At 64.2% G+C, this 15246-nt stretch carries 16 protein-coding genes; 4 read left to right on the plus strand and 12 right to left on the minus strand.

Annotated features, from left to right (window positions below; genetic code table 11):
- Window positions 1-18 precede the first annotated feature (18 nt).
- The 5 genes from GSQ90_RS32470 to GSQ90_RS18200 form a co-directional block, all read right to left on the minus strand.
- Window positions 19-627: an alkylhydroperoxidase domain protein gene (locus tag GSQ90_RS32470; RefSeq protein ID WP_158816297.1), complete on the minus strand. Its 609-nt coding sequence runs from the start codon at window positions 625-627 to the stop codon at window positions 19-21.
- Window positions 628-642: 15 nt separating this feature from the next.
- A complete protein-coding gene (locus GSQ90_RS32475) occupies window positions 643-1251 on the minus strand; it encodes a CMD domain protein (RefSeq protein WP_158816298.1) in 609 nt (202 codons plus the stop codon).
- Between the two features lie 3 nt (window positions 1252-1254).
- Window positions 1255-2331 (minus strand): putative FMN-dependent luciferase-like monooxygenase, encoded by a 1077-nt coding sequence (locus GSQ90_RS18190; protein WP_158816299.1) that lies wholly within the window; start codon window positions 2329-2331, stop codon window positions 1255-1257.
- A 238-nt stretch (window positions 2332-2569) separates the two neighbouring features.
- Window positions 2570-2833, minus strand: a complete 264-nt coding sequence (locus GSQ90_RS18195; protein WP_158816300.1) for a hypothetical protein — start codon at window positions 2831-2833, stop codon at window positions 2570-2572.
- Window positions 2834-2866: 33 nt separating this feature from the next.
- Window positions 2867-3469, minus strand: coding sequence for a carbonic anhydrase (locus GSQ90_RS18200; RefSeq protein WP_158816301.1), 603 nt, complete (start codon window positions 3467-3469; stop codon window positions 2867-2869).
- Window positions 3470-3635: 166 nt separating this feature from the next.
- On the opposite strand from GSQ90_RS18200, the gene GSQ90_RS18205 reads away from it, so the two are divergent.
- The 3 genes from GSQ90_RS18205 to GSQ90_RS18215 are packed head-to-tail and all read left to right on the plus strand — an operon-like array spanning window position 3636 to window position 7589.
- Complete coding sequence (locus tag GSQ90_RS18205) at window positions 3636-4877, plus strand: SfnB family sulfur acquisition oxidoreductase (RefSeq protein ID WP_158816302.1); 1242 nt, start codon at window positions 3636-3638, stop codon at window positions 4875-4877.
- Between the two features lie 42 nt (window positions 4878-4919).
- Window positions 4920-6170, plus strand: a complete 1251-nt coding sequence (locus GSQ90_RS18210; protein ID WP_158816303.1) for an SfnB family sulfur acquisition oxidoreductase — start codon at window positions 4920-4922, stop codon at window positions 6168-6170.
- Window positions 6171-6230: 60 nt separating this feature from the next.
- On the plus strand, window positions 6231-7589 hold the full coding sequence (locus tag GSQ90_RS18215) for an LLM class flavin-dependent oxidoreductase (protein ID WP_158816304.1): 1359 nt from the start codon (window positions 6231-6233) through the stop codon (window positions 7587-7589).
- 16 nt (window positions 7590-7605) lie between these two features.
- Here the strand turns inward: GSQ90_RS18215 and fdxA are convergent, their stop codons facing one another.
- From fdxA to GSQ90_RS18250, 7 genes are read right to left on the minus strand one after another with little or no spacing between them, the layout of a single operon-like run.
- Window positions 7606-7950 (minus strand): ferredoxin, encoded by a 345-nt coding sequence (fdxA, locus tag GSQ90_RS18220; RefSeq protein WP_158816305.1) that lies wholly within the window; start codon window positions 7948-7950, stop codon window positions 7606-7608.
- 8 nt (window positions 7951-7958) lie between these two features.
- Entirely contained in the window at window positions 7959-8735 is a 777-nt protein-coding gene (locus GSQ90_RS18225; protein ID WP_158816306.1) for an enoyl-CoA hydratase-related protein, read from the minus strand.
- Window positions 8732-9922 (minus strand): CaiB/BaiF CoA-transferase family protein, encoded by a 1191-nt coding sequence (locus GSQ90_RS18230; RefSeq protein ID WP_158816307.1) that lies wholly within the window; start codon window positions 9920-9922, stop codon window positions 8732-8734. The genes GSQ90_RS18225 and GSQ90_RS18230 overlap by 4 nt, the downstream gene beginning before the upstream one ends.
- A 12-nt stretch (window positions 9923-9934) precedes the next feature.
- On the minus strand, window positions 9935-11287 hold the full coding sequence (locus tag GSQ90_RS18235) for an FAD-dependent oxidoreductase (protein ID WP_158816308.1): 1353 nt from the start codon (window positions 11285-11287) through the stop codon (window positions 9935-9937).
- Window positions 11288-11320: 33 nt separating this feature from the next.
- Window positions 11321-12169, minus strand: coding sequence for an ABC transporter permease (locus GSQ90_RS18240; protein WP_158816309.1), 849 nt, complete (start codon window positions 12167-12169; stop codon window positions 11321-11323).
- A complete protein-coding gene (locus tag GSQ90_RS18245) occupies window positions 12169-12981 on the minus strand; it encodes an ABC transporter ATP-binding protein (protein ID WP_158816310.1) in 813 nt (270 codons plus the stop codon). Before GSQ90_RS18245 ends, GSQ90_RS18240 begins: the two co-directional genes overlap by 1 nt.
- Window positions 12982-12993: 12 nt before the next feature.
- Window positions 12994-14031: an ABC transporter substrate-binding protein gene (locus GSQ90_RS18250; protein ID WP_158816311.1), complete on the minus strand. Its 1038-nt coding sequence runs from the start codon at window positions 14029-14031 to the stop codon at window positions 12994-12996.
- Window positions 14032-14170: 139 nt separating this feature from the next.
- Here GSQ90_RS18250 and GSQ90_RS18255 point away from each other — a divergent pair, with 139 nt between their 5' ends.
- Complete coding sequence (locus tag GSQ90_RS18255; RefSeq protein WP_158816312.1) at window positions 14171-15100, plus strand: LysR family transcriptional regulator; 930 nt, start codon at window positions 14171-14173, stop codon at window positions 15098-15100.
- Window positions 15101-15246: the final 146 nt, after the last annotated feature.

A 15246-nucleotide genomic window follows, 5' to 3' on the forward strand; every position in this document is an offset into this window, starting at 1 on the left:
TCATCACGGCCGTCTCCTTCATTTCTTCTCGGCGGCCGTGGGCTCGCCGAGCGACAGCATGAGCCGGTTGGCCCAGTTGAAGAAAGCGGCGCCGTGAATCGCATCAGCGATGGCGAGATCGTCGAGGCCAACGGCGCGCAGGCGTTCGATCTCCCCTTGGCCGAACGCAGACGGCGTGGAGGTCAGCGCGACGGACGCCGCGATGACGGCGTTCCAGCGCGCGTCGATGTCGACGCCGACGCCTTCATCGAGCAGGCGCTGCACGTCTTCCCGGCGTTTGGAATGCGTGGTCGCAAAACGCGCGTGAACCGACGCGCAGAAGATGCAGCCGTTGTCGCGGGATGTGGCGGCGGCCGAAAGCTCGCGCTCCGCGCGTGGAAGGCCGGCCGCGGGATTGTAGAAAATATCCTTGTCGGTTTTCGTGCGCGCTTCGAGAATCTCGGGATCGCGCGCCAGCAGCATGAAATAGGGCGACTTGGCGCGCGAGGCGTCGACAAGCCCGGCCCAATGCCGATCGGTTAATTGGTCGGCCGCGAGCGGTTCGAGCCAGGGCGCCCAGCCGATCTCATCCTGGGTGAAGACGACGGGACGGTCGGCATGCGCAACGGCGATGGTCTTCTCGCTCATTTCGATCGCTCCTACTCAGGAATGGCTGTTGGCGGCGAGGGCGCGCAATCCGACGATCACCCGGATCTGGAACGACAGGAAGGCGACCAGTTGCGACAAGGTGACGATGCCCGTCGTCGACCAGCCCGCGTCCAAGAGAGATTGCAAAGCCGCCGGGCTCGCGTCGCGCGGCCGGAAGACCAGGAGATGCGCATGTTCGAGCGCGGCCGAGAGACGCGCGCCAAGCGCCGACCGGTTTGCCGGGGACACGCGATGGATCGGACCGGCCTTATCTTCGACGCTCAGCGGCCCTACGGGATAGCACCCGTAGGGGCCTTGGGCGGCGCCGCGCGCGATCTCCCCCTCCACGGCGGCGGCAATGCCGGATGGTCCGCCCTGCCTGGCGAGCCCGTCGCGATAAAAAGCGAGGATAGCGGCGTCGCCGTGCAGGCCGGCCACGAATGTCGCGAGCGCATAACGCTCTTCCCCGGTCATTTCGCCGGGAAATTTCGGCGCGAAAAGCGTGAGATAGCTTTTCTGCGCATTGTCGCGCGCCTCCGGGCGCTGCGCGCGGATCGCGTCGAGGCGCGAGCCTTTCTCGACGCCGACCAGCAAATCGATGACGTCCGGTTCGGATTCGCTCATGGCCTATCCTCTTTCAAAACGAATTTTCTTGCCATCGGCGCGCAAGGGCGCGGCGCTCTGTCCTTCCGGCGCCTGAGGCAACCAGCCGAACGCCGGCGCCACTTTTTCCGCGATCAGTTCGAGCGAGCGCAGGATATAGGCATGGGGCGGATCGACCGAATGCACCTGGAACACCAGATCGGTCACCCTTTGCAGCGTCCTATCGGCGCTGAGCGAGGCGATCACGTCATCGGGCGTTCCGATATGCACGTCGAACGTCGCGATCAGCTCCGCCAGGGACTGCCCGGAGACAACATGTCCCGCCGCGATGAAATGATCGACGATGCGGCGCAGGCCGATGTCGGCAAAGCGCATCGCTTCGTCGCGGTCATCGGCGACGAAGAGCGTGCGAGAACCGAGAATGCGCGGCTCGCGGCCCTCCGGCAGCGCCGCCAGATAGGCGTCGACGATCGGGCGCTGCAGATCGGCGAGCGAGGCGTGCGGCGCTTCCCTGGTTCTGGGCTGGGTGCGAGACAGCATGAGGCCGTCGCCGGCTTTGCCCGCCCGTATTGCGCCGCCGGCCGAAAAGGTCGCCTGCCAGATCCGGTCGAGCAATTGCGGCGCCGCCGGATAAAGAATGTCCGCGCTGCCGAGCGGCCTCCCAGCAAAGGCGTCGCGGACGACTTTCATGTGCCTGTCGAAGATCGCGGCCCGGTCGGCGCTGTCATGACCGAAGGCGGCGAAGGCCGAAGGCGTGCCGCCCGAGCCGACCCCTAATTCAAGACGTCCGCCCGAAAGCAAATCGAACACGGCCGCGTCCTCGGCGACCCGGACGGGATTTTCGAGCGGCAACGTTACGATCCCGGTGCCCAGACGAATGGCCGAGGTCCGCGCCGCCGCCTGGGCGAGAAACACGAATGGCGCGGGAAGGCCGCCCTCCTCCTCATGAAAATGATGCTGCGCGACCCAGGCCGTGTCGAAGCCGTGCTTTTCGGCGTGAACAATCTGCTCGGTGGCGAGACGATAACGTTCCCCGGCGCTGGCCTCGTCAAGAAGCCTGGTGAAGAAGCCAAGCCGTTTTGCTTTCGTCCGTACAGTCATGAGGCTTTTCGGCTTCCTTTTGCTTGATCAGAGGGCTTGGACCCGCTGTCGTCGCGGCCGCGATGGTTTTTATCATCAAACCATCCTCGTTCTATGAAAAATGAAACGAGCCTGGTTTTGAGCGCTCTGATGACCGTCCGTCGCCCGAAGCGACATTGGAACGCCCGAGCGCACCTTGGCAAGCATCGCCGGATTTCTCCCTCACGGTAACGTAAATGCGCGCGGCTCCCGAGGCGCTCTAGATGAATCCCTTCCGCCGATTAAGCGACCCGTCGCGACCGACGAACAGCAGCCTGACAAGGCCCGAGCAAAGCGCCGCCACAATCAACAGCTTCGCATAGACGTTGGCGTAGCCAGAACAGGCGGTCTGGAATTGGATGTACCGGCCGGGACCACGCGCAGCGCCTCTCAATTCAGCGAGAAAGGATGCGCGCTCGGCAGGTTCGGCGTCGAAGCGACGAAAATCGAGCGTCGGCAAGGTTTGCGATGTAGCCTGAAGCATCTCCAAATGTCCGAAAAAAGCGCGACGCCTCGGTCATTTTGCGGAGGATGCGACGCTCGGAGCCCTGCCTGCTTCGGTCGCTTGTTTGACCTCATTGAGACGCCCGGTATGGACATCATAGACGTAACCATAGATCGGCACGCTCTTGGGCACGAGCGGATGTTCGCGTATCCGACGAACGTCCTGGGCGACGCTCGCCTCCTGGTTCTTGATCGTGTGCCATTTGATGAAATGGCCGGCGGCATGACCGCCGTGATGATGCGGGTTCGACCATGTCTTGCCGTCGAACGACGCCGTGCCCAAATCGTCGTCGAGCAAGTCAGCGATCACTTCGTCGGCAAATAGCTCCATGCCGCAATTGGTGTGGTGGATGACGAACCATTCCCGCGTGCCGAGCAGCTTGTGCGAAATCACCAGGGAGCGAATGGCGTCGTCGGTGGCGCGTCCGCCGGCGTTGCGAATGACATGGGCGTCGCCTTCGGAGAGGCCCGCGTATTTCGCCGGATCGAGTCGTGCATCCATGCAGGTCAGAATGGCGAATTGCCGTGCGGGAGGCAGAGCAAGCTCAGCCTTGGCGCCGAACGAGCCGACATAAGACCGATTGGCGGCAACGACTTCGTCGACGATCTTTGACATTTTGCTTCTCCTCCGCGCGCGTTTTCGCGAATTTACGATTGGAGGAAATCACGCTCAATGCTATCAGTCAACTAATTTGATAGACAATATGTTCTTAGTCGCTATGATCGCCTCGGTAAAAGCGCGCGCTCGCTTCAACCGCCAGCCGTCCTCACGGAGCCCAATCATGACCGTTGCTGTTCGAGAACCGAAAATCTCCGCCCGCTCGCCGGTCTTCGATCTCAATCCGGAAGCGCATGTGATCCGGTCGGACGCCGAAGCCATTGAGACGGCAAAAATCCTAGCGGCGGAATTCGCCGCCGAGGCCGCCAAACGCGACCGTGAGCGCATTTTGCCAGCGGCCGAACTAGACCGGTTTTCCAAGAGCGGGCTGTGGGGCGTCACCGTGCCTAAAGCCTATGGCGGCGCAGGCGTCTCGTTCGCCACGCTTGCCGAAGTCATCAAGTTGATATCGGCCGCCGATCCTTCGATCGGCCAAATCCCACAAAACCATCTCGCGGCGCTTGACGCGATCCGCGTCACCGCGTCCGAGGAGCAAAAGAAACTGTGGTTCGGCCGTGTGCTGCGCGGCTTTCGCCTCGGCAATGCTTTCTCCGAGGCCAAGAGCAAACATGTCGGCGCCTTTGAGACGACGCTGACGCCCGACGGCGACGCGTATATCGTCAAGGGCGAGAAGTTTTACGCCACGGGCGCGCTCTTCGCCCATTTCATCCATATCGGCGCCATCGCGCCAGACGGAAAAGTGCGGCTGGCGATTGTTCCGCGCGACGCTCCGGGCCTCACCATCATCGACAATTGGTCGAGCTTCGGCCAGCGCACGACAGCCAGCGGCAATGTCCTGATCGACAACGTGCGGGTGGGACCGGAGGGCGTCATCCCGGCCTATTTCGGCGGCGAGAAGCCGTCGTCCAACGGCGCAGTGTCGCAGATCATCCAGGCCGCGGTCGACGCAGGCATCGCGCGCAGCGCCATCGACGACACGATCGCCTTCGTCCGCCAATTCACCCGCCCCTGGATCGACAGCGGCCAGGAGCGCGGTTCGGAAGACGTGTTCACGATCTCCCAGATCGGCGATCTGAAAATCAAATTGCACGCCGCCGAAGCCTTGCTTGAAAAGGCGGGGCTGGCTATCGACGGCATCGTCGAAAATCCGACGGAGGAAAGCGTGGGCGCGGCGACAGTGGCCGTCGCCCAGGCCAAAATCCTGACGACCGAGATCGCCATCCTTGCCGCCAACAAGCTGCATGAACTGGCTGGAACGCGCTCCACGCTGGCCGACTTCAATCTCGATCGCCACTGGCGCAACGCGCGCACGCATACGCTGCATGATCCCGTGCGCTGGAAATATTTTCACGTCGGCAACCACGCGCTCAACGGAATCAACCCGCCGCGTCACGCCTGGAGTTGAGCGGAAGAACCGCCCTGGACAGCCCTATATTGGATGAATCGAATGTCAGCGAATGTAGTCAAGATTCAACAAACGCCCGCCATCGAATTTCACTCGCCGACGATGCGTCGCCGTCCCGCCCGCGTGATACGAGACGACGCGGAAGCCATAGCGGCCGCCCGCCGAATCGCCACGACCATCGCCAAGGAGGCCGTCTCGCGCGATCGCGAGCGGCGGCTGCCCTATGAAGAACTCGATCTGCTGTCCGACGCGGGCGTCCTCGCGATAACCGTGCCGAAGGCTTATGGCGGCGCGGAGGTGAGCGCCAGAACGTTGGCTGAGGTCATCGCGATCCTTTCCGAAGCTGACGGCTCGATCGGACAAATCCCGCAGAATCACTTCTTCATGCTGGAGGCGCTGCGCCTGCAGGGCTCCGAGGAACAGAAGCGCTTTTTCTACGGCCGCATTCTCGCAGGCGAGCGCATCGGCAACGCGCTGTCGGAGATCGGCACGAAGACCGCGCAAGATCACAAGACGCGCATTAGCCGCGACGGGCCGGTCTATCGCCTCAACGGCCGGAAATTCTATTCGACCGGCGTGCTGTTTGCTCATTGGGTCGCGGTGGTCGCCAATGACGACGACAACAATTCGACGATCGCCTTTATTCCCAAGGAGACCCCGGGGATCGCCATCATCGACGATTGGTCGGGGTTCGGCCAGCGCGTCACAGGGTCAGGCACGACCATTCTCGACAATGTCGAAGTGCATCCGTTCTCGATCCTGTCGCTGCGCGCGGTGTTCGAAAGACCGACCTCGATGGGGCCAGTGGCGCAGATCATGCACGCGGCCGTCGAGGCCGGCATCGCGCGCGCGGCCCTCGCCGAGACCATCGCCTTCGTGAAAAATCGTTCGCGGCCCTGGAAGGATTCCGGCGTCGACCACGCTCACGAAGACCCCTATACGATCGCCCAGATCGGTGAATCGAAACTCCGCGTTTCGGCGTCCGACGCGCTGCTCGAGCGTGCGGGACGATTCGTCGATGTCGCCGTCGACGATCCGACGACCGAAACGGTCGCCGCCGCCTCCGTCGCCGTCGCCGAGGCGAAAGCGGCCTCGACCGAAGCCTCGCTCCATGTCGCCAGCAAACTGATCGAGCTCGCGGGCTCGCGCGCAACCCTCGCCGAATATGGCCTCGATCGCTATTGGCGCAATGCGCGCACCCATACGGTGCATGATCCCGTGCGCTGGAAATATCGCGCCATCGGCGATTATTGGCTGAACGGAATCAATCCGCCGCGCCATGGAGCGATCTGAACGCCATGACGCGCGATATCCCTCTCCACGCCTTCGACATGAACGGCGCGAAATAGCGCCATGGCGAAAGAAATTCGTCTCAACGCCTTCGAAATGAATTGCGTCGCCCATCAGTCGCCCGGTCTGTGGCGACATCCACGTGACCGGTCGCGCGACTACAAGCGTCTCGACTATTGGATCGAGCTGGCGCAGATTCTCGAGCGGGGCCTGTTCGACGGGCTGTTTCTTGCCGACGTGCTCGGCGTCTATGACGTGTTCGGCGGCGACGAACGGGCGGCGCTTGCGCATGGGGCGCAGACGCCCGTCAACGATCCGCTACTGCTGGTGCCGGCGATGGCCGCGGCGACAAGAAACCTCGGCTTCGGCGTGACGGTGAACCTCTCTTACGAGCCTCCCTACGGCTTCGCCCGGCGCATGTCGACGCTCGATCATCTGACCGAGGGTCGCATCGGTTGGAACATCGTCACCGGTTATCTCGACAGCGCCGCCAAGGGCGCTGGAAAGGAGCGACAGACCGATCACGACGACCGCTACGCCATCGCCGAGGAATATATGGAGGTCGTCTACAAGTTGTGGGAAGGCAGTTGGGACGATTCGGCGGTGAAGGCCGATGGCGGGAGCGGGATTTTTGCCGATCCCGACCGGGTCCGGAAGGTGAAGCACCAGGGCGCGCATTTCCGGGTCGACGCGGTGCATCTGAGCGAGCCCTCGCCGCAACGCACGCCGGTGCTCTATCAGGCCGGCTCCTCGCCGGCCGGCCGAACATTCGCCGGCCGCCACGCCGAATGCGTATTCATTTCGGGTCCGTCAAAGGCCGTGATCGCGCCGCGCGTCGCCGCCATTCGCGAGGGCGTAGCCAAAGCCGGTCGCGATCCGGCAAGCATCCTGATATTCGCGCTTCTCACCGTGATCGTCGCGCCGACGGATGCTGAAGCGCAAGCAAAGATCGTGGACTATCGCCGTTACGCCGATCTCGAAGGCGCGCTGACGCTGATGTCGGGATGGACCGGGATCGATTTCTCCAAACTCGATCCCGATCAGATCGTGCAGCATGTCGAGAATCAGGCGGGTCGCACGGCGCTTGAAAATATCACGCGCGCCGATCCGCATCGAAGCTGGACGGTGCGGCAGGTCGCCGAACATGTCTCGATCGGCGGCATAGGACCGGTCATCGTCGGCTCGCCGTCAACCGTCGCCGACGAACTGGAAGCGTGGGTCGACGAGACGGATGTCGACGGGTTCAACCTTGCCTTCGCGGTCCGGCCTGAGACTTTCGAAGATGTATCGAACCTGCTCGTGCCCGAACTGCAGCGTCGGGGTCGCTATAAGAAAGCTTATCGGCCGGGAACTCTCAGGGAAAAGCTCTTCAACGGACCGGCGCGTCTTCAGCAACCCCATTTCGCGGCGCGGTTCCGGTAGCGCGGAGGCGAGGCGTTCACTTATCGTGCGGCGCAGGCGATCCGGGGCGCGCCGCAACGAGCGGATGGTCGCGCGCGCTGATATGGCGCGCGTCGGCGCCGCCGGGCGAGCCCCAGCCGGTGATCGCGGGGCCGAAGAATTCGGCATTGGCGCTTCCGAAGGCGCGCTCGCTCGCCGGCAGGTCTTCTTCGGCATAGATCGCCTCGACCGGACAGACGGAGAGGCAGAGGCCGCAGTCGATGCATTCGTCCGGCTGGATATACATCATCCGGCCGCCCTCATAGATGCACTCGACCGGGCAGACGTCCTGGCAGGCGCCGTCCTTGACGTCGATGCAGGTCGAGGCGATCACGTAGGTCATGGCGAACCCTAGCGCCCGCGCCATTGCGGCGCGCGCTTTTCCTGGAAGGCGCGCACGCCCTCGTCCTGATCAGACGATTTGAGCGCCTCGACAAGGGCCGGCAGGCGCAGCATCTGCGCTTGCGCGGCTGACAGGCCCTCGCCGGCCCGCGTCATCTGCTTGATCGCGCGCACCGACAATGGCGCGCAGGCGAGAATGTCTGCGACCCAGCGCGCAACCGCATCGTCGAGCGTTTGCAGCGGAGCCACTTCATTGACGAGGCCAAGACGCAGCGCTTCGACGGCGTTGATGCGCCGTCCGGTGAGCAGCATCCCCATCGCGTGGACATGCGGAATGCGGCGCGCGAGCAGCGCAATGCCGCCGTCAAGCGCGAGCCGTCCGACGCGCGGCTCGGGCAGACCAAAGGTCGCATTGTCGGAAGCCACCACAATATCGCAACCCAGCACCATCTCCATGCCGCCGCCGAGCGCATGACCGTTGACGCGCGCAATGACGGGAACATCGAGCGTCTCACGCAGCGCAATGCCGCCAAAGCCGCCGGGGCGCGGGGCCGCCCAATATTCGAGCCCGCTGGAGCCAGAGCCCCCCTTCATATCGGCGCCGGTGCAGAACGCCCGCTCGCCGGCGCCGGTCAGCACGACGACGCGGATGTCGCGGTCCTGCTCGATCGCGCCCCAGATACGGATCAATTCGGCTTCGGTCGCCTGATCGACCGCGTTGAGGCGATCGGGCCGATTGAGCGTGACGCGCGCGATATGGTCCTGAACTGTGAATTCGACGCTCATGCGACGACGCCCGCGGTTCTGAGCGCCGCGATGCGCTCGGCGGGATAGCCCGCCTCAGTGAGGATCGCCTCGCCATCGGCGCCGAGCTTGGGCGGCGGGCGTCGGATCTGGAAGGCGCTCGCCTCCATGCTGAGCGGCGTGCCGATCAGCGGCATCGATTTGGCGCCGCCATTGAGCGTCACGACGGTTCCGTTCGTCTTGGTCTGCTCATGTCCAAGCGCCTCAGCCAGCGTCAGGACTGGCGCGCACAGCAAATCCTGCTCGTCGAGCCGCGCCAGCCAATGCTGCGTGGTGTTCGATGCGAACCGTTCGCGAAACATCGCCTGGAGTTCGGGTTTGTGGTCGACCTGGTCTTGGAAGGTCGCATAGCGCGCGTCAGCGGAAAGATCGGGCAGATCAAGCGCCTTGCAAATATCCTGCAAGGGATTGGTCTTGAACGCGCCGACCAGCACGATCGCGCCGTCGGTCGTCTCGAAACCGCCGGTCAGGGGATAGGAGCCCCAACTGAAATGCTGTCCGCGCTGCAGCCACATCGCCGCTTCCTGCATCTGCATGGCGAGCATCGATTCGAACAGCGAGACGGCGACCTGCTGACCGCGGCCGGTCTTGGCGCGCTGCAGCAGCGCGAGAAGGATCGCCTGCACGAGATGCATGCCGGCGGTATAGTCGCAGAGCGAAGTGGCGTAGACGGTGAGCGGCTCCCCATCGTTGCATTTGCGCCGCATCACGCCCGAAAGGGCTTGAGCAAGAATGTCCTGGCCGCCCTTGTAAGCGAGCGGCCCGCTCTGCCCGAAGCCGGAGCCGAAGGCGCAGATGATCCGGGGGTTGATCTTGGCGAGTTCTTCATAGCCGAAGCCCATCCGCTCCATCACGCCGGCGCGGAAATTGTTGACGACGATGTCGGCGTCGCGCACGAGATCATAGATGATCGCTTTGCCGTCGGGTTTGCGCAGATCGAGCGCGATCGAGCGCTTGTTGCGGTTGAGGCTGCGGAAAACCGGGTTGTCGAAGCCGTCGGGATCATTGGGCAGAGACGAGCGCGACAGATCGCCCGCGCCCGGCCGTTCGATCTTGACGACATCCGCGCCGTAGTCGGCGAGCACCTGCGTCGCGCTCGGGCCCAGCATCACCTGGGTGAAATCGATGACGCGAACGCCCGATAGCGGCTGCGCGGAAGAATCTTGCATGAACAAATCCCTTTATTCGGCGGCGATCGAGACGAGCGCATTCGAGGCGGGCCGATCGCCGGGATCGGCGCCCTGCGCGCGCAGCTTCGCCTGCAGTTTGGCGACATCGACGCGATCGACTCCGACATTGGCGTCGAGCGCGAGGGCGGCGGCGACGCCCGCCGCCTCGCCCATCGCCATGCAGGGCGGAATCTCGCGCGAGCTGCGCTGCGCCGACGAGGTCGCCGAATAATGCCGGCCGGCGACCAGCAATTGGCCGACATCGCGCGGCAGCATGGTGCGGTAGGGATAATAATAATCGCGGCCGCGCGCGACGCTGTCGGGGAAATGCCGCCGCTGCGCCACGTCTTCCTTACTCATGACATAAACGCCGTCGAGCAGGCGCGTCTGGCGGATGCCGATCTGCGGCGCGACATCGACCACGAAGGCCTGCTCGAATCCGGGCAGCTTTTCGCGCACGAAGGCGACAAGCGCCGCGATGCGTTCGCGCCCCAGGAAATCGGCGCGGGTAAGATCCTCGACGCTGATTCCGTCAAGACCCGCCATATGCGGGCAATTGCACCAGACGATGCCGGGCAGCGGCGTCTTCAGCCACCATTTGTCCCACGAACCCGCCATGATCTTCTTGGCCTCGCGGTCGATCGCATTGAAGGCGGCGGGCTGCTCATATTCGAAGCGCTCGGCTTCTTCAGTGTCGACGCCGCCAAGGCGGAACACGGTGGTCACGATATAGGAGCCGTGGCTGAACGGCGCGCCGGCCGAAGCGGCGACGTCGAGATCGCCGCTGGCGTCGACGACAATCTTGCCCATGATCGCCTGACGTCCGCTCTTCGTCTCGCAGACGACGCCGGTGATGCGGCCGTCCTCGACGATCGCGCGGGAGAACCAGCTATGCAGCCTGAGATCGACCTTGGCCTCGCCGACCATCGCATTGGCGACGCGCTTGTAGCCGTCCGGGTCGAAGGCGGCGGCGTAGCAGATCGGTTGCGGCTTGACGTGCGAATGAAAGTCGAACACGCCCCAGCGCGACCATTTGCGGTACAGAGCCGGATCGGAACGGCGCTCGGATTCGGGCGGCACGACGCACAGGCCGATGCGCTCCATGCGGTCGATCATCTCGCCGCACAGGCCGCGCACGCTGATCTCCTCGCCATTGCACATATCGTCGAGCACGAGGACCATGCCGCCCGAGGCGAGGCCGCCGAGATAGGCGTAACGCTCGACCAACGCGACGGAAAGGCCGTTGCGTGCGCCGGCGACCGCCGCGGCGATGCCCGCCGGGCCGCCGCCGACGACGACAAGATCGGCGCGGCGCACGACGGGAATCTCGCCCGCAGGCTCGATGATGCGATCGAGGTTAGCCATGGAGAACTCCTGGGTAGAGCGAGAATGTTTGGGTCATCCGGTCTGCGACACATTCCATTTGAGGAAATAGCGTTCGAGCCAGGAGATCACGCCGAAGAAGGTCGCCGAGAAGAGCGAGCCGACGACGATGGTCGCGTAGAGCAAGGCGGAATCGAAATTGTAGGTCGCCTGGATGATCAGCGCGCCAATGCCCGTCGTCGCGCCGATCCATTCGCCGACGATGGCGCCGATCACCGAGGTCGCAGCGGCGATCTTGAGGGCCGAGAACAGATAGGGCAGCGAGCTCTTGAGCCGCAACTTGAAGAAGATTTCGCTCGATGAAGCCGAGAGAATGCGCATCAGCTCCATCTGCTGCGGGCTGACGGCGCGCAGGCCGCGCGTCATATTGACCAGCGTCGGGAAGAAGCAGATGAGCGCGGCGATCGCGACCTTCGCCTCCATGCCATTGCCGAGCAGCAGCACCAGAATCGGCGCATAGGCCATCACCGGAATGGTGTGGACCATGACGGCGATCGGGAAGAACGCTTCCTCGGCCGTGCGCTGATGGACGAAAACCGTGGCGAGGAGGATCGCCGCGCTATTGCCGATCAGGAAGCCGGCGATCGCCTCCACCGCTGTGGGCGCGAGATTGGCGATCAGCAATCCGAATTTGTCGTAAAGCGTCGCCGCCACAGCCGTCGGCGCCGGCGCAATGAACGGCCTGATGTGAAAGAAGACGACGCTGACCTCCCACAGGAGCAGCAGCAGGATCGCCGCGCCAAGCGGCAGCAGCCGACGCCGCCACGCCGATAGCCGCGCGGCGGCTGCAAATTGCGCCCGCGCGGAATCGTCCGAGGCGAAGACCTCGCTCGTATTCGACGATGACAGCGCGGGCGCGGACATCAGCATGTCTCCAGCACGCGGCGCAGATGCGCGGCGAGTTCGACGAATTGCGGCGTATCGCGCATGGCGATGCGGCGCGGGTTGGGCAGCGGCACGGGAACGATCTCGCGAACCCGGCCCGGCCGCGCGGCCATCAGCAACACCTGTTGGCCGAGGAAGGCGGCCTCGTAAATCGAATGGGTGACGAACAGGATGGTTGCGCCGGTGTTCTCCCAGACGCGAAGCAGCTCCTCATTGAGCCGGTCGCGCGTGATTTCGTCGAGCGCGCCGAAGGGCTCATCCATGAGGAGAAGCTTGGGATCGTTGACGAGCGCGCGGGCGATCGCGACGCGCTGGCGCATGCCGCCCGACAATTCGTGCGGATAGGCTTTTTCCCAGCCGGACAGACCAACGAGGGCGAGAAGTTCGCGCGGATCGCGGGCGCCGCGCCGCTTGCCGCCGCCCCCGACTTCGAGCGGCAGTTCGACATTTTCGAGCGCATTGCGCCAGGCCAGCAGCGAGGCGTCCTGGAAGACGAAACCGATGTCGCGCGCGGCGCGCGCCGCGGCGGCCGAGGTCCCCAGCACCTCGACCTCTCCAGACGTCGCCGGGATGAGATCGGAGACGACGCGCAACAAGGTCGATTTTCCGCAACCCGAAGGACCGAGAAGCGTCAGGAATCCGCCGCGCGGGATCGACAGGCTGACCCGTTCCAGCGCCGTCGTCACGCCGCGCTCGGTCGTGAAACGCACGGTCACCTCGCGCAAACGAACCGCCGCCCCATCGTCGAGGGCTGGCGCCGGTGGCACGCGATCCAGCGCGATTTGCGACATGACGTTCGCTCCTCAGCCGATCTTCGGCCGGTCCTTTTCGGTCATTTCGAGGATTTTCGTCGTGATGACCTGATCGAGCCTGGGCTTGCCGGCCTGGAATTGTTTGAGCGCATCATTCAGGTCGATTTGCTCCTGCCAGACCGCCGGATCGAAACTGCCCCAGCCATAGGTCTTGGTGCGCTCGGTGAACTCGACATCCATCATGATCGGTGCGGCGGCTAGTTCGTCGGCGCGCACCAGATTGGGATATTCCTGGATCAAGAGATCGACGGCCTTCTCGGGATTGGCCTTGGCGTAGGCCCAGCCGCGGCCCGCCGCGCGAAGGAAGCCGGCCAGCGCGTCGGGCTTGGCGTTCAGAAAATCCATCGTCGTGTAATAGGGCAGCCCGTAGAGGCGCACGCCCTGATCCCACATGCGCATGGTGACGTAGTCCGGGCCGAGAACTTTCAGCGCGGTCGTATTGGTGCGCCAACCCGCGATCGCATCGACCTGGCCGGTGAGCAGCGGCGTCATGTCGGAGCCGACGATCACCTTCTGCACCTTGTCCTCAGGAATGGCGTTCTTGCGCAGCAGCGCGGTCAGCAAGATCTGTCCGGTCGCCTGGACGCCGATCTTGCGGCCGATCATGTCTTGGGGCGTGTGGATCGGCGCCGCCGGCAGCGAAAAATAGCAATAGGGGTGCTGCTGCGCGCCGACCGCGAAGCAGACGATCGGAATGCTCTGCGACGCCGCGAGCATCAGCGAGGGGCTCGAGGAGACCTGGCCGACCTCGTAGCGCCCCGAGGCGACGATCGCGACGCCGTCGATGTTGGGTCCGCCCGCCTGGATGGCGAAATCGATGTTCTCTTCGCTGAAATAGCCGAGCCGCTTGGCGACGACCTCGCCGATCTGGTTGCCGCCGGTGATCCAGCCCAGTTGCATGTTAACCGTCTGGGCGCCGGTCTTGGCGCGGGCCCGCGCGCCGATCGCCAGGGGAAGCGCGGCGCCGGCGACAATCGCCGCCCCGCCCTTGAGCAAGCCGCGCCGCGTCGCAAAAAGCGTCTTCGTCATGGTTTTTGCTCCCCTTGCGCGCCGCCAGCGGCGGGACGCCTTCTTTCAGTAGCGGAGGCCGAGCGCTCTTGGGAAGAGCAGAGATTCGTGATAGGCGCTGCCTTTTCGGCATCGCCGCCGTTTCGGGACAGGCTCCGCCATGCATGCCGTCGTTCTGAGCTATCTCGACCAGGTCGCGCGCGTCGGGTCGATCCGCCGCGCCGCCGAAAAACTTAATATCGCCTCCTCCGCGGTCAATCGCCAAATCCTCAAACTGGAGGCGGAGATCGGCGTGCCGCTTTTCGAGCGCCGCGGCAATGGCGTCAGGCTGACGCCGGCCGGCGAGCAATTGCTGCGCCATACCCGCAATACGCTCGCCGAATGGCGGCGCACGCGCTCGGAAATCGCGGCGATTTCGGGCGATATCCGCGGCGAAGTGCGGGTTACCGCGATTCCTTCGCTGCTCGTTCGCGTCGTTCCGCGTGCGATCGCAGCGATTGCGGCGCGCTATCCGAACATTTCCTTCCGCGTCATCGACGCCGACCCCGCCGAACATGTCGAGGAAATGCGCGCCGCGCGGCCCGACATCGCCCTCATCTTCATCGACAAACGGCATCGCCAATACGAGATCGCGGCGCGCCTGCGCACCGCGCTCGGCGCCATCATGCGCGCCGACCATCCGCTCGCCGACGCCAGGCAGGTCAGTCTCACCGATTGCGCCGCCTATCCCGTCATCATGCTGTCCGACGCCTGGCTGCTCGACGCGGCGTCGGAGACCGAATTCATCCATAGCGGCGCGCAATTTTCCGCCCGCGTCACGTCGAATTCGCTGAGCGTGATGAAAGACATGATCAGGGCGGGGCTTGGCGTCGGGTTTTTCACGCCTGCCGGCTTTGTCGACGAGATCGCGCGCGGCGAACTCGTTCACGTCCCCCTTGCCGAGCCCAGACTTGCGGAAAGCGAGATCGGGCTCTTCGTGCACCGGGTCCGCTCCGCCGCCCATCATATCAGCATCGTCGCCGACGAATTGAAGCGCGAGTTCAACTCCCTGGAGGAGGAAATCCGATCGATCCCGCGCCGCCAGGCGTAGGTGGTTCGCGAGCATTGCCTCCGCCCACGAGCGGCGGCCAGTTTGCGCCCGTCATCGTCTTCGAACCCTCTTCAGTCAACGCCAAATGCGATCACAAGAGCGCCTACGGAATGTCGTTTCACAGCCTTCCGGCCAACGCCGATGCT

Origin of the sequence: Methylocapsa sp. S129 (genome assembly GCF_009765995.1) — a bacterium.
Lineage (GTDB): Bacteria > Pseudomonadota > Alphaproteobacteria > Rhizobiales > Beijerinckiaceae > Roseiarcus.

Bases quoted from the DNA above. Each gene is read 5' to 3' on its own strand.
- GSQ90_RS32470 (WP_158816297.1), bottom strand. From the start codon at position 627: ATGAGCGAGAAGACCATCGCCGTTGCGCATGCCGACCGTCCCGTCGTC.
- GSQ90_RS32475 (WP_158816298.1), bottom strand. From the start codon at position 1,251: ATGAGCGAATCCGAACCGGACGTCATCGATTTGCTGGTCGGCGTCGAG.
- GSQ90_RS18190 (WP_158816299.1), bottom strand. From the start codon at position 2,331: ATGACTGTACGGACGAAAGCAAAACGGCTTGGCTTCTTCACCAGGCTT.
- GSQ90_RS18195 (WP_158816300.1), bottom strand. From the start codon at position 2,833: ATGCTTCAGGCTACATCGCAAACCTTGCCGACGCTCGATTTTCGTCGC.
- GSQ90_RS18200 (WP_158816301.1), bottom strand. From the start codon at position 3,469: ATGTCAAAGATCGTCGACGAAGTCGTTGCCGCCAATCGGTCTTATGTC.
- GSQ90_RS18205 (WP_158816302.1), top strand. From the start codon at position 3,636: ATGACCGTTGCTGTTCGAGAACCGAAAATCTCCGCCCGCTCGCCGGTC.
- GSQ90_RS18210 (WP_158816303.1), top strand. From the start codon at position 4,920: ATGTCAGCGAATGTAGTCAAGATTCAACAAACGCCCGCCATCGAATTT.
- GSQ90_RS18215 (WP_158816304.1), top strand. From the start codon at position 6,231: ATGGCGAAAGAAATTCGTCTCAACGCCTTCGAAATGAATTGCGTCGCC.
- fdxA (WP_158816305.1), bottom strand. From the start codon at position 7,950: ATGACCTACGTGATCGCCTCGACCTGCATCGACGTCAAGGACGGCGCC.
- GSQ90_RS18225 (WP_158816306.1), bottom strand. From the start codon at position 8,735: ATGAGCGTCGAATTCACAGTTCAGGACCATATCGCGCGCGTCACGCTC.
- GSQ90_RS18230 (WP_158816307.1), bottom strand. From the start codon at position 9,922: ATGCAAGATTCTTCCGCGCAGCCGCTATCGGGCGTTCGCGTCATCGAT.
- GSQ90_RS18235 (WP_158816308.1), bottom strand. From the start codon at position 11,287: ATGGCTAACCTCGATCGCATCATCGAGCCTGCGGGCGAGATTCCCGTC.
- GSQ90_RS18240 (WP_158816309.1), bottom strand. From the start codon at position 12,169: ATGTCCGCGCCCGCGCTGTCATCGTCGAATACGAGCGAGGTCTTCGCC.
- GSQ90_RS18245 (WP_158816310.1), bottom strand. From the start codon at position 12,981: ATGTCGCAAATCGCGCTGGATCGCGTGCCACCGGCGCCAGCCCTCGAC.
- GSQ90_RS18250 (WP_158816311.1), bottom strand. From the start codon at position 14,031: ATGACGAAGACGCTTTTTGCGACGCGGCGCGGCTTGCTCAAGGGCGGG.
- GSQ90_RS18255 (WP_158816312.1), top strand. From the start codon at position 14,171: ATGCATGCCGTCGTTCTGAGCTATCTCGACCAGGTCGCGCGCGTCGGG.